The following is a 12,655-nucleotide window of genomic DNA, read 5'->3' on the forward strand; positions in this document are numbered from 1 at the left end:
AATAGTTTACATACTGCGCTTGCATACATAAAATGGCTCCCTAAAACCTTTCATCTACACGGGATACACTCCCCTTTTATATTCAAACTAGAGAAGGAAGTATTACGGGGAAAGAGTGACCCTAGCATCTCACAACAGTTATACGCCTACAAAAAGTCATTGCTAGATAACCAGCAAACCATCACAGTAACAGATTATGGTGCTGGCTCACGCGTTTTTAAGTCTGCCGAAAGAAAGATAAAGGACATCGCCACCTATGCTGGAGCAACTCATAAACGTATTTTATTACTCCAGCGCCTTATTGCCTACTTTCAGCCTCAAGAGGTACTAGAACTAGGTACTTCACTAGGTATTGCGACTGCAGCACTAGCTATAAAAAGTAATGCCCAAATTACAAGTATAGAAGGCTGCCCTCAGACGGCTCAAATAGCACAACAAGAGCTGGATAATGCCGGTATAAAAAACGTAAAAATTTGCGTAGGCGACTTTACTACAGAGCTAGATAACCACATCAAGAAGAATTTTGACTTCATATACTTTGATGGTAATCACGCCAAAGACGCTACTATAAACTATGTAAATAAACTTCTAGTTACTGTAAACGATGAGAGTGTATGGGTTTTTGACGACATACACTGGTCGCAAGAAATGACAGAAGCCTGGGAGTATATAAAAGCAATACCACAAGCAACTGCTACGGTAGATGCATTTTATTTTGGAATGGTATTTTTTAGACCCAAACAAGCCAAAGAAGATTTTTACATCAAGTTATAATTGAGGATAATCTATACCATTATAACTGAGGTTAAATCAAGCATCTTTACATCTTACTTACATTTTTAAGTAAATTGTGTAACAAATTGTGTGTAACATCTTCTAATAGCAAACTAAACACATCTATGGGTAACCTCATTAAAATAAGAAACATCATACGTGACTTCCCTCTAGGAAACGAAATTGTACACGTACTTAAAGGTATAGATCTAGATATAGACAAGGGCGAGTATGTAGCATTTATGGGACCTTCTGGGTCTGGTAAATCTACATTAATGAATCTCTTAGGGTGTCTTGACACACCTACCGCAGGATCTTATGTTCTTAATGGTCGAGATGTAAGCCAGATGAGTGATGATGAGCTTGCAGATGTACGTAATACAGAGATAGGTTTTGTTTTTCAAACATTTAACCTACTACCGAGAACAACAGCTTTAGATAATGTCGCACTGCCTATGGTATATGCTGGATTATCAAAGTCTGCTCGTAATAAAAGAGCCGAAGAGGTTCTTACAGATGTGGGCCTTGCAGACCGTATGGATCATAAACCTAACCAGCTCTCTGGAGGACAGCGCCAGCGTGTAGCCGTAGGTCGTGCACTTGTAAATAAACCGTCTATCATACTTGCAGATGAGCCTACGGGTAACTTAGACTCAAAAACAGGGGTTGAGATTATGGCACTATTTGACGCTATACACGCAGCAGGTAATACAGTGATCCTAGTTACACACGAAGAAGATATTGCAGAGCACGCGCATAGAGTAATACGCCTTAGAGATGGAGTTATAGAGAGCGATGTAAAAAATAAAAAGTAACTAAATCCTACTCAAAAAAACTATTTAAAACGCCACTTGCTGGCGTTTTTTTGTTTTACATACTTACCACTTTTCAAAGAAGAATCATATCCTTTTTTTTATCTTCACGACACAATAACAAACTATGGACTTTTTTAACAACCTCTCTCCTATCACACAGATACTTGTAAGTATCATAGGGGTTGCCGTTTTATTCTTACTAGTTTTTACAAATACAAAACGTAATACCACAAAGCAACGTGGGAGAAGAACGCGCAACTTTAATGAAGGTTTTCAAAAAAAACGCAAGGAAAGAGAAAAAGAACAACAATAACAGCATACAACTTCATCACAAATGAAAGTATACACAAAAACTGGTGACGCCGGTACTACAGCCTTATTTGGCGGTACGCGAGTCCCAAAACATCATATAAGAATAGACAGCTACGGTACTGTAGATGAGCTCAACTCATTTATAGGGCTCATACGTGATCAAGAGATTGATGTGCGTAGCAAGGAGATTCTTATACATATTCAAAACAAACTCTTTACCGTAGGAGCTGTACTCGCTACAGACCCAGAGAAGATGATTCTCAAAAATGGCAAAGAGCGCCTCAATATCCCAAAAATTAACGAAGAAGATATTGAACTACTAGAAAATGAAATAGATAAGATGGAAACAGAGCTTCCACCTATGACTCATTTTGTACTCCCTGGAGGTCACACCACCGTGTCACATTGTCACGTAGCACGTACTGTATGTAGGCGCGCAGAGCGTTTGGCAACAGCGCTTTACGAGCTAGAGCCGTTTGACAAGCATACACTTAAATACCTAAACCGCCTTTCTGACTACCTATTTGTACTGGCACGAAAGTTGTCTAAAGACTTACAAGCAGATGAGGTAAAATGGATACCTACCAAGCTAGATTAAGAGTACCGAATACAGAAAACAATTATTGAGAGGTATCACGCTTTCGCGAAAGCGTAATTATACTCTCTACAAGGTCTGAAAGCCACGTTCTTACATTTATTTTGAAATAATCTTCAATTCACTTGCATTTCTGCTTAGAAAAATTATTTTTGCACAAATTAAAAAACACAAATGCTATGTACTGGACACTTGAACTAGCTTCTTACCTAAGTGACGCGCCTTGGCCTGCTACTAAAGATGAGTTGATCGATTATGCGATTAGAACTGGAGCACCACTTGAAGTTGTAGAAAATCTACAAGCTATCGAAGACGAAGGTGATTCTTATGATTCTATCGAAGAGATCTGGCCAGACTATCCCTCAGACGAGGATTATCTCTGGAACGAAGACGAATATTAAATATATACCCGTTAAAACACTAAAAAGTCTCTCTATGAGGCTTTTTTTTTGATTAAATTTACGGGTTCAAAATTGACACAAAACAACACCATATTATGGGATTTTTAGATAGTGTATTAAAAATTTTTGTAGGCGATAAGTCTAAGCAAGATGTAGGAGCAATTACTCCTATCGTTGAAAAAATTAAAGCACACGAAGCAGCATTAGCAAAGTTATCACTAGATGGCTTAAGAGATAAAACCACTGAGTTTAAGGCTACTCTAGCTGCTGCTCTTAAAGAAAATACAGAAGCTACCGAAGCACTCAAAACAAAAGCAGAAGCTACCGAAGATATAGATGAGCGTGAAGACGTTTACCTAGCGATAGACAAGCTTAAAGACGAGGCTTACGAGATTTCTGAAAAAACACTTACAGAAATACTTCCAGAAGCATTTGCAGTTGTAAAAGAAACTGCAAAGCGATTTACTAATAACACAGCACTTGAGGTAACAGCCTCAGAGTATGATCGCTTACTTAGTGGGACAAAAGATTATGTAACACTAGAAGGTGATAAAGCCATCTGGTCAAATAGCTGGGATGCTGCTGGTAAAGAAGTAACCTGGGATATGATACACTATGACGTACAGCTCATAGGTGGTGTGGCAATGCATCAAGGTAAAATAGCAGAGATGCAAACAGGTGAAGGTAAAACACTCGTGGCGACGCTACCTGTTTACCTTAACGCACTTACTGGTAATGGTGTACACCTTGTAACGGTAAATGATTACCTAGCTAAGCGTGATAGCGCGTGGATGGCTCCTTTATTCCAGTTTCACGGGATGACTATAGATTGTATAGATTATCACAGACCTAACAGTCCTGAGCGTCGTGCAGCATATGCGGCAGATATTACATATGGTACAAATAACGAATTTGGTTTTGACTACCTACGTGATAATATGTCTCATAAACCAGAAGATCTAGTACAACGCCCACATAACTATGCAATTGTAGATGAGGTAGATTCTGTACTTGTAGATGATGCTCGTACACCACTTATTATATCTGGACCTGTACCTAAAGGTGATGTGCACGAGTTTAATGATCTTAAACCACAAATAGAGAAGATTGTAAACCTACAACGCCAGGAGCTTGTAAAAGTTTTACCAGAAGCAAAAAAACTTATTGCTGCAGGTGACACAAAAGAAGGTGGTAAACAACTCTTAAGAGTATACCGCGGATTACCTAAAAATAAAGCCCTCATAAAATACTTGAGTGAAGAAGGAATACGCCAGTTATTACAAAAGACGGAGAACTTCTATATGCAAGACAATAATCGTGAAATGCATCAAATAGATGAGGCACTATACTTCACGATAGATGAAAAGAACAATCAGATTGAACTTACAGACAGAGGTATCGAGACACTTTCTGGTAAAGACAATCCAGATTTCTTCACAATGCCAGAGATAGGTCTTGAGATAGGAAAAATAGAAGCAAAAGGATTATCACCAGAAGAAGAAGCTACAGAAAAGGAAGAACTCTTTAAAGATTTTGGAATCAAGTCTGAGCGTATTCACACAATGAACCAGCTGCTTAAAGCATACACGTTATTTGAAAAAGATACCGAGTATGTTGTGATGGAAAACAAGGTGATGATTGTAGATGAGCAAACTGGTCGTATTATGGATGGTCGTCGTTATAGTGACGGTCTGCACCAAGCGATTGAGGCAAAAGAAAATGTAAAAATTGAAGATGCTACACAAACTTTTGCAACAGTAACGCTTCAAAACTACTTCCGTATGTATCGCAAGTTATCTGGTATGACAGGTACAGCGGTTACAGAGGCTGGAGAATTCTGGGAGATCTACAAACTAGACGTAGTAGAAATACCTACTAACCGCCCTATTGCAAGAAAAGATAAAGATGACTTAGTTTACAAAACGAAGCGCGAGAAGTATAACGCCGTTATAGATGAAGTTACAGAACTTTCAAAATCTGGACGTCCAGTCTTGATAGGTACAACTTCTGTAGAGATATCAGAATTACTAGGTAAAATGCTTACCCTGCGTAAAATACCTCATAACGTACTTAACGCAAAGCTACATAAACGTGAGGCAGACATCGTTGCAGAGGCTGGTAACCCCGGAGTGGTAACCATTGCAACAAATATGGCAGGTCGTGGTACAGATATTAAGTTATCTGACGAGGTAAAGGCAGCCGGTGGTCTTGCCATAATAGGTACAGAGCGTCACGACTCACGTCGTGTAGACAGACAGTTACGTGGTCGTTCTGGGCGTCAAGGAGATCCAGGAAGCTCACAGTTTTATGTATCGCTTGAGGATAACCTAATGCGTTTATTTGGGTCTGAGCGTATTGCAAAGATGATGGATAGAATGGGGCTCAAAGAAGGAGAAGTGATACAACACGGTATGATTTCAAAATCTATAGAGCGCGCACAGAAAAAAGTAGAAGAAAACAACTTTGGAGTACGTAAGAACTTACTTGAGTATGATGATGTGATGAATATGCAACGTGAGGTTGTATACAAGCGTCGTCGTCACGCACTATATGGAGAGCGTTTACGTGTAGACCTTGCAAATATGATCTATGACACCTCTGAGGTTATTGTAGAGTCAAACAAGCAAGCACAAGACTTTAAGAACTTTGAGTTTGAGCTCATTCGTTATTTCTCTATGACGAGCCCAGTAAGCGAGAACGACTTTAACAGTAAGTCTGCAAAAGATCTTACAGACCTCATTTACAAAGCAGCTTTTGATCACTATAAAGAAAAGATGACTAAGAATGCAGACCTTGCCTTCCCTATCATCAAGAGAGTGTATGAAGATCCTAATGCAAAGTTTGAGCGTATCGTGGTACCATTTACAGATGGTACAAAAGAGCTACGTGTAGTTACAAATCTTAAAGAAGCTTACGACTCAGACGGTAAGCAACTCGTGACAGATTTTGAAAAGAACATCACACTTGCCATTATAGATGACGCTTGGAAAACACACCTTCGTAAGATGGATGAGCTTAAGCAAAGTGTACGCCTTGCTGTACACGAGCAAAAAGATCCATTATTAATCTATAAGTTTGAAGCATTTGAGCTTTTCAAAAAAATGATTGATAAGGTTAATAAAGAGGTGATTTCATTCCTATTTAAAGGAGAGATTCCTCAGGGTAACCAAGAGCAGGTGAGCGATGCATCACAAATACGTGAGCGCCGTGAAGAAATGCAAACTCAAAAGGAAGAAATTCCTAATATGGATGAGCGTTCTGCACAGGCTAGAGCTGCTGGTAACACACAACCACAGCAACAACAGGTTACCGAAACTATTGTAAGATCTCAACCTAAAATAGGTCGTAACGATCGTGTTACGATTAAAAATGTAATAAATGGTGAGACAAAAGAAGTAAAGTACAAACAGGCTGAACCACTTATTGCAAAAGGACAATGGGTGATTGTAAACAGCTAGATTGTTTTAATAATTTTCTACATAAGGCGGCTCTCTTTTGAGGCCGCCTTATTATTTTTATAGCTATGACAGACTCCATAAAGCTTTTATGTTCAGATATAGACGGTACGTTACTCAATGCAGACCGATGGTTGAGTGATGCTACTATTTCAGCTTTCGCGAAAGCGGAATTACCCCTCATACTAGCTTCCTCACGCCCACCACAAGCTATGCGCTACTTACAAGAAGGGCTGGGCAATCTAGGTGAGGCACTTATTGCCTTTAATGGAGGACTTATTATAGGAAAGGATGGAACTATAATAGAAAATAATAGCTACGATACGCAAGTACTGTCTACACTTATCCCACATCATACAAAACATTCTTACAACTTAAGTATTTATAGCAACCAGCACTGGTTTACAGACCAAGAAGATAAATGGAGCTTACGCGAAATAAACAACACAAGAGCTACTCCTATCTATCAAGCGGCTACTGAAAGTCTTAACTTTCTAAATAACAAAAAGCTAGGCATACACAAACTAATGTGTATGGGAGCCCCAGAAGAACTTGATAGTCTAGTTGCATTACTAGAACCACTCTATAGTGATAAAGTTCATCTTTATAGATCTAAGGACACCTACCTTGAGATTACCCCAAAATACATAGACAAAGCGAAGGCGCTAGCGGTCTTATTAAAGAGGGAACATAACTTTGGGCTAGAGGCTGTAATGGCCTTTGGCGATAATCATAATGATGATGAGTTGATACGTTGTGCTGGTTTTGGAGTTGCCGTGGCAAATGCAACAGATACTCTAAAATCACTAGCAGATTATACGAGCGCTTTTACAAATAAAGAAGATGCCGTCGCAAAGGCTATTCATAAATTTTTAATAGCAGATTAGGGTCTGGGCAATTCTTTTTATAAAACTCAAGATCATTTTGGCTTCCTACACCAGGGTAGTCACCCTCTTTACCTTGCATATCTATAACTATCTGAAAGTGTAGATGAGGCGCATAATCACCATTTACATCTGGAGTACCTAGAGTGGCAATTACTTCACCAGCTTTCACCTTTTGACCAATCTTTTTATTATGCAAAGATGCTACACTTAAGTGACCATATAGCGTGTGAAACTCTTGTCCGTCTATGGTGTGCTTTACAATAAGCGTAGGTCCATAATCACCAAAATTTTTATTGTGTTTAAAGCTATGTATCTCTCCATCTAGCGGGCTCACAATACTTTCTCCTGCGTTGCACCACAAATCTACACCAAGATGAATATTGCGCTTATCTCCCGGATCTTGTGCCTGAAAATAATCTGATCTATCATAGAGAGGTCGTTTCTCTAGATAACCGCCGTAGGCTACCTTAGAACCACTTATCTTAAGATACAGCTGTAAGAACTTATGATGATCATAAGGTCTTGTAAGGAGCTCAACATCTAGCTCATTATTTGACGTAGATAAATCTAGCGGATAGAAGTCTTCTTTTTGAAAAGGAGTGTGGAGAGGAGATGTAAATTCTTTTGTAAGCGCACTAAAAAAACTAGTATCCATTGGTTGTTATTTGTTGCCTAAAAATACAACTTCAATACAAAACACAAAAAGCAGCCATAGCTGCACAATAATTTAGTATGTAATCGCTGTTTATTGCAATACTACGTCGCTATACTTAGCATTAATCGTAATGGTATTACCAGTACTTCTAGATTTATGAAACCCATTTACCATCTCTGTAGATCCATTTTTCATAGACTGTGTCTCGAGTTGCTTAGGGATAAAGAAGTCATTATGATCACCACTGTAACTAAAGTTAAATGCCGCCTGCGGTAATTTTAAAGCGAGGTCGCTATTTTCTAAAAATAAAGTAAGCGTCCCAAAGTTATCACTCACTTGAGGGATTGACAACTTACCAAATGACCCAGATATCATACCAGAACCATCTAGACGATTAATGTGTACGTTACTAGAGTTAGACGTTACTTTAATGTCTGTAGCTGTGTTTATATTACAATCTTTAACGTGATTAGTCACGAGAGTTCCTTTGTTCCAGTTTGTGATGGTTACCGGGCTGTAAGAAACATCGATGGAGGTGTTTCCTCCATCGATGGTTGTGGCAGCAAGGCTACCGTGTGAGATAACAGCTTTTGCATTATAAGCATCTGCCATTTTTACTTTACCGTAACGTACATTAAGATCTAGCTCTGCACGCTTAGGCATTTTTATGATAATAACACGTTTTACGTTTCGGTTAGACTTTTTTGATGAAGCCTTATCAGAATCATAATTAAGGCTGTAGTGGCTACTTCTATTTCCGTTTTCATCTCTTGTATGCGTTTCTTCCCACTCACCTTCGTGCTCTTCTGCCCATTTTTCCATTTTCTTGCCGAAGTTTTCTCCCCACTTCTCCATATCTTTTCCAAAAGACTCTCCCCACTTCTCCATAGACTTCCCGAAGTTTTCACCAAAATTTTCACCCCACTTCTCCATAGATTTACCAAAGTTCTCACCCCAATCTTCCATTCTCTCTCCAAAATCTTCTCCCCAGGCCTCAACATCTTCAAGCCAGCTATCTACCTCACGCACACTCACTCTTGTACCATACTTTCGGTTTAACTTATTTACATAAGCTTGCTTGTCTTTTTCATACTCATCACTATCAAAAGTGATATTTCCTTTGCTATTAAAAGGCCATTTTGGGATGCCAGATTGCTCTATAAGGCGCTCGCTCCAGTCTTCAGACCTTTGCTCTGCTTCTTTCTCCCACTTCTCCATTTTACGCTCAAACTCTGGGCCAAAACTCTTATCCATCTCACGCTCCCATCGCTTTATGTAAGCTCTACCTTCTCTTTTATATGCCTCGTGGTCAAATTTCATTTTCCCCATTTCTTCATAATATTCATCTGGAAGTCTTGCTCCAGAGATACCTTCTAGTAGCGGCCCTACAAGACCATTCATCACAGGCTCAACAATACTAAGTGACTGCCCTATAATTTCTCCTAGATCAAGATCTAGGTGTACGTTATCTAGATCACTTATATCATAAACTTTTGAATCTCCATAACCTCCTTTACTTGTAACTCGTACCTGGTTACTATTACCACTCACGTCAAGATCCCAAGACCTTGCTGCTTCACTTGCATTTGCTCCCTCTACATATGCCTCTATTGCGACTTCATTTTTGTTCCAAGTTTCAAAAATCACATCTGCATAACGTGTGTCTACATCTATCTGCACGTCTTTGTTTACAGAAAAGCGCTCGTTTAACTTTGTTTTTTTAGCCTGCGCAAATACGCTCCCAGATGCTACAAATAGTAACATCATCACTGGCCATAATATCTTATACTGTTTCATCTTATACCGTTTGAATGGCTGCTTCTTGTTGAGCAGCGTTTTTCATTTCTTTAAGTTTTGCTTTGAGCTTTATCATAAGCTCCACACGCAATTTTAAGTTTTCTATCATTGCGTTTACCATCTCTTCACTTACACCACTTTCGGTAATCTCACGATTGAGACTTTTATACTCTGCATCAAGATCTGACAGCTGTTTCATAAAAGCATCTATAAGCTCTTTATTATCATCTGTTATCTCAAGGCGGGCAATCTCTAGGTTTACACTAGCGAGGTAGTAATCTTCTACTTTTTTAAATTCTGGTGATATAGCACTTAATAAGATTTCTGGTTCTACCGTTTCTGTATTTTCTGGGGTAGCTTGTACTATGGGTGCGTCTTCCGCTTTCGCGAAAGCGTTATTATACACCATCATTACAATACCACCAGCTACAATAAGCACGGCTGCTATCTTCATCCATAAAAATATACCGCCTTTAGGCTTAGAAGGTTTCTGCTCTTCTGGCATACGCTCTTCAAGTAATTGCTCAAAACGTGATAAGTGGCCTTCTCGCAGCTGCTCTTGCTCACCGCTCTCGCTCTTGATAAGCTCTCTAATATCCTGTGCCATAATTAAGGGTCTTTAAGTGTTGTTGAAGCTTCTTTTTACCGCGGTGCACCAGCGTTCTAGAAGCGACTTCTGTAATCTGTAATATCTCTGAGATCTCCTGGTGATCGTATCCCTCTATTAAGAATAGCATAAGAGGATACTCATATCGCTCAGGAAGCTCACTGATGGTTTTCTTAATGTGATCTACGGTTACTCCGTCTGCCACATTCCAATCATTATCATCATCTACCTTGCCCATTACTTCCTCATTAAGTGGGATAAGTGTTGCTTTTTTTGCCTTGATCATATCGAGACTTTTATTAATCACGATACGCTTAAGCCAGGCTCCAAAGGTGACTTCTCCCGTAAACTGATGAAGCTTTGCAAAGGCATTTATAAAGCCCTCGTGCATTGCCTCTTCTGCCTCAAATGCATTTTTCAAAAATCTAAAGGCTACGCAATACATACCATCACAGTATTTATTGTACAGCTGCAGCTGTGCCTTTCTATCATTTGCCTTGCATTTTTGTATGAGATCACTAACTAGCAAAATGGATGGTTGGTTTTGATTGGTTTATTATTGCTATTCTTCTTAAAGACGAGGTCTTTTTTGCAATGTTGCAAAAAGTTTTATTTTTTTTGAGTTAACAGCCCATTAAGATACTACTAGATTATAAATAAACTATTCATAATTTTTAAGTAATAATGAAGTAAGACTATTTTAAATACCGCGACTAGTCTATATTTGAAGCTCAGTATATGAATCACCTCGATATTGCATATGAAAATCTTAACGACCTGCTAGACGAATGTTTCTGGGCAGAGCGTCGCTATTTTAATGCTGCAGAAGAAATTGAGATTACAGAGTACAAAAGATTTCTAGCAAAGGAAAGCGTAAGCCGTAATAAGTTTTGTCACAAGATAGTATCCCGAATGGCAGAAGAAGGTATCACGCCAAACAGGCTAGATATTGTAAAGGGTAGTGCAGATCGTGACTGGCTAGATGTAATAGCTGCTATGGAGCATAAAACACCTACAAACATTGTGGGCGCTTGTATGATTCAAGACGAGATGGTACTCATACTCCTCAAACGTCTTATAGATGACAGCTGGTTACCCGTACATATACTAGAAGTGCTTGTACCTATGGAGTTCCAGATAAAGCAATCACACGCAGATCTTGCAAAGCTTAAAGCCAAGGTTAAAAAGAAGTACAAAGACTCATAAGTCTAGTTTTACTTCTTTACACTTGGCAATTCTTTTAGGGATAAAACGCAACTCTTAAACTCATATAATTATGAAGAAAGTAGTAATTTGGTACTTCTGTGAGTAAAGATGCTACACATATCAACAAGAGTATTAATCCTGCGTTTTACAAGACTCGTAAAAGGCAAAAAACTATAAATACTCAAGAGCTAGCAACCGCTATTGCTCAAGGAGATATCACGGCACTCTCTCAAGGCATCACTCTCATTGAGAGCACAGTGCAATCACATCAAGATAAAGGACAACAACTTATAGAAGCTTGCCTAAGTAAGGCTAATAAATCTGTAAGGATAGGTATTACCGGCGTGCCTGGCGTGGGCAAGAGCACTTTTATAGAAACCTTTGGCAACTATCTTACCTCACAAGGACATAAAGTTGCCGTACTAGCGGTAGACCCTACAAGCTCAGTCTCCCACGGTAGTATTCTAGGCGATAAAACTAGAATGTATGAACTTGCTCAAAACCCTAAAGCTTATATACGTCCCAGCGCATCTGGACAATCACTAGGTGGCGTGGCTCGTAAAACTAGAGAGGCCATTATACTCTGTGAGGCTGCAGGTTATGACGTGATTATAATCGAAACGGTGGGTGTAGGTCAGAGCGAGACCATCGTACACTCTATGGTAGACTTCTTTTTGCTACTCAAACTAGCTGGGGCTGGTGATGAGTTACAAGGCATTAAAAGAGGTATTATTGAGATGGCAGATGCCATTGTGATCAATAAAGCAGACGGTGATAATACAAAAGCTGCAAAGCTGGCTAAGACCGCTTTCGCGAAAGCGTTACACCTCTTCCCTCCTAAACCCAGCAACTGGAAACCAAAGGTTACAACCTGTAGTGCGCTAGAAAACACGGGGATTGAAGAAGTATGGAAACTCATATCTGATTATACCGCAACAACAAAAACCTCAACTTACTTTAAAACAAAAAGAGCCGAACAAAATAAATTCTGGCTACTACAAACTATAGAAAATAAGCTCAAAGACGCCTTTTATGCAAATGACAAGGTGGTAGGTAAACTAGATGCTGTCTTATCTAAAGTAGCTCAGGGAGAAGTTTCTCCCTTTATAGCAGCGCAGCAATTGCTAGACATCGCAAGTAAGTAATAGTCT

13 protein-coding genes are annotated in these 12,655 nt (G+C 39.2%); 9 read left to right on the plus strand and 4 right to left on the minus strand.

What is annotated here, in order from left to right:
- The first annotated feature begins 159 nt into the window (after positions 1–159).
- The 7 genes from ACJJVM_RS03395 to ACJJVM_RS03425 all read left to right on the plus strand — a co-directional run bounded on the left by ACJJVM_RS03395 (position 160) and on the right by ACJJVM_RS03425 (position 7,239).
- Positions 160–774 carry an O-methyltransferase gene (locus tag ACJJVM_RS03395; protein WP_405210812.1) on the plus strand — a complete coding sequence of 205 codons (615 nt, stop codon included), beginning with the start codon at positions 160–162 and terminating at the stop codon, positions 772–774.
- Positions 775–899: 125 nt separating this feature from the next.
- Positions 900–1,589, plus strand: a complete 690-nt coding sequence (locus ACJJVM_RS03400) for an ABC transporter ATP-binding protein (RefSeq protein WP_038600050.1) — start codon at positions 900–902, stop codon at positions 1,587–1,589.
- Between the two features lie 124 nt (positions 1,590–1,713).
- Positions 1,714–1,902 (plus strand): hypothetical protein, encoded by a 189-nt coding sequence (locus tag ACJJVM_RS03405; RefSeq protein ID WP_405210813.1) that lies wholly within the window; start codon positions 1,714–1,716, stop codon positions 1,900–1,902.
- Positions 1,903–1,923: 21 nt separating this feature from the next.
- Positions 1,924–2,499: a cob(I)yrinic acid a,c-diamide adenosyltransferase gene (locus tag ACJJVM_RS03410; RefSeq protein WP_035328013.1), complete on the plus strand. Its 576-nt coding sequence runs from the start codon at positions 1,924–1,926 to the stop codon at positions 2,497–2,499.
- Between the two features lie 176 nt (positions 2,500–2,675).
- Entirely contained in the window at positions 2,676–2,897 is a 222-nt protein-coding gene (locus ACJJVM_RS03415; RefSeq protein WP_013751528.1) for a DUF2795 domain-containing protein, read from the plus strand.
- Between the two features lie 95 nt (positions 2,898–2,992).
- Positions 2,993–6,355: a preprotein translocase subunit SecA gene (gene secA, locus ACJJVM_RS03420; protein WP_405210814.1), complete on the plus strand. Its 3,363-nt coding sequence runs from the start codon at positions 2,993–2,995 to the stop codon at positions 6,353–6,355.
- A 65-nt stretch (positions 6,356–6,420) separates the two neighbouring features.
- Positions 6,421–7,239, plus strand: coding sequence for a Cof-type HAD-IIB family hydrolase (locus ACJJVM_RS03425; protein ID WP_405210815.1), 819 nt, complete (start codon positions 6,421–6,423; stop codon positions 7,237–7,239).
- On the opposite strand, the gene ACJJVM_RS03430 is transcribed toward ACJJVM_RS03425, so the two are convergent.
- The 4 genes from ACJJVM_RS03430 to ACJJVM_RS03445 form a co-directional block, all read right to left on the minus strand.
- Complete coding sequence (locus tag ACJJVM_RS03430) at positions 7,211–7,894, minus strand: peptidoglycan DD-metalloendopeptidase family protein (protein ID WP_405210816.1); 684 nt, start codon at positions 7,892–7,894, stop codon at positions 7,211–7,213. The genes ACJJVM_RS03425 and ACJJVM_RS03430 overlap by 29 nt on opposite strands.
- A gap of 90 nt (positions 7,895–7,984) precedes the next feature.
- Positions 7,985–9,691 (minus strand): hypothetical protein, encoded by a 1,707-nt coding sequence (locus ACJJVM_RS03435; RefSeq protein ID WP_405210817.1) that lies wholly within the window; start codon positions 9,689–9,691, stop codon positions 7,985–7,987.
- 1 nt (position 9,692) lies between these two features.
- Complete coding sequence (locus tag ACJJVM_RS03440) at positions 9,693–10,298, minus strand: hypothetical protein (protein WP_038600036.1); 606 nt, start codon at positions 10,296–10,298, stop codon at positions 9,693–9,695.
- On the minus strand, positions 10,282–10,827 hold the full coding sequence (locus ACJJVM_RS03445) for an RNA polymerase sigma factor (RefSeq protein WP_035327995.1): 546 nt from the start codon (positions 10,825–10,827) through the stop codon (positions 10,282–10,284). Before ACJJVM_RS03445 ends, ACJJVM_RS03440 begins: the two co-directional genes overlap by 17 nt.
- A gap of 209 nt (positions 10,828–11,036) precedes the next feature.
- Here ACJJVM_RS03445 and ACJJVM_RS03450 point away from each other — a divergent pair, with 209 nt between their 5' ends.
- Together ACJJVM_RS03450 and meaB are read left to right on the plus strand one after the other, a co-directional pair.
- Complete coding sequence (locus ACJJVM_RS03450) at positions 11,037–11,504, plus strand: DUF2383 domain-containing protein (protein WP_405210818.1); 468 nt, start codon at positions 11,037–11,039, stop codon at positions 11,502–11,504.
- Positions 11,505–11,602: 98 nt separating this feature from the next.
- Positions 11,603–12,649 carry a methylmalonyl Co-A mutase-associated GTPase MeaB gene (gene meaB, locus ACJJVM_RS03455; protein WP_405210819.1) on the plus strand — a complete coding sequence of 349 codons (1,047 nt, stop codon included), beginning with the start codon at positions 11,603–11,605 and terminating at the stop codon, positions 12,647–12,649.
- Positions 12,650–12,655: the final 6 nt, after the last annotated feature.

The sequence above is a fragment of the Dokdonia sp. Asnod2-E02 genome (genome assembly GCF_045063915.1).
Classification (GTDB): domain Bacteria; phylum Bacteroidota; class Bacteroidia; order Flavobacteriales; family Flavobacteriaceae; genus Dokdonia.

Coding starts and splice junctions, on each gene's coding strand:
- ACJJVM_RS03400 (WP_038600050.1), top strand. CDS start 900: ATGGGTAACCTCATTAAAATAAGAAACATCATACGTGACTTCCCTCTA.
- ACJJVM_RS03405 (WP_405210813.1), top strand. CDS start 1,714: ATGGACTTTTTTAACAACCTCTCTCCTATCACACAGATACTTGTAAGT.
- ACJJVM_RS03410 (WP_035328013.1), top strand. CDS start 1,924: ATGAAAGTATACACAAAAACTGGTGACGCCGGTACTACAGCCTTATTT.
- ACJJVM_RS03415 (WP_013751528.1), top strand. CDS start 2,676: ATGTACTGGACACTTGAACTAGCTTCTTACCTAAGTGACGCGCCTTGG.
- secA (WP_405210814.1), top strand. CDS start 2,993: ATGGGATTTTTAGATAGTGTATTAAAAATTTTTGTAGGCGATAAGTCT.
- ACJJVM_RS03425 (WP_405210815.1), top strand. CDS start 6,421: ATGACAGACTCCATAAAGCTTTTATGTTCAGATATAGACGGTACGTTA.
- ACJJVM_RS03430 (WP_405210816.1), bottom strand. CDS start 7,894: ATGGATACTAGTTTTTTTAGTGCGCTTACAAAAGAATTTACATCTCCT.
- ACJJVM_RS03435 (WP_405210817.1), bottom strand. CDS start 9,691: ATGAAACAGTATAAGATATTATGGCCAGTGATGATGTTACTATTTGTA.
- ACJJVM_RS03440 (WP_038600036.1), bottom strand. CDS start 10,298: ATGGCACAGGATATTAGAGAGCTTATCAAGAGCGAGAGCGGTGAGCAA.
- ACJJVM_RS03450 (WP_405210818.1), top strand. CDS start 11,037: ATGAATCACCTCGATATTGCATATGAAAATCTTAACGACCTGCTAGAC.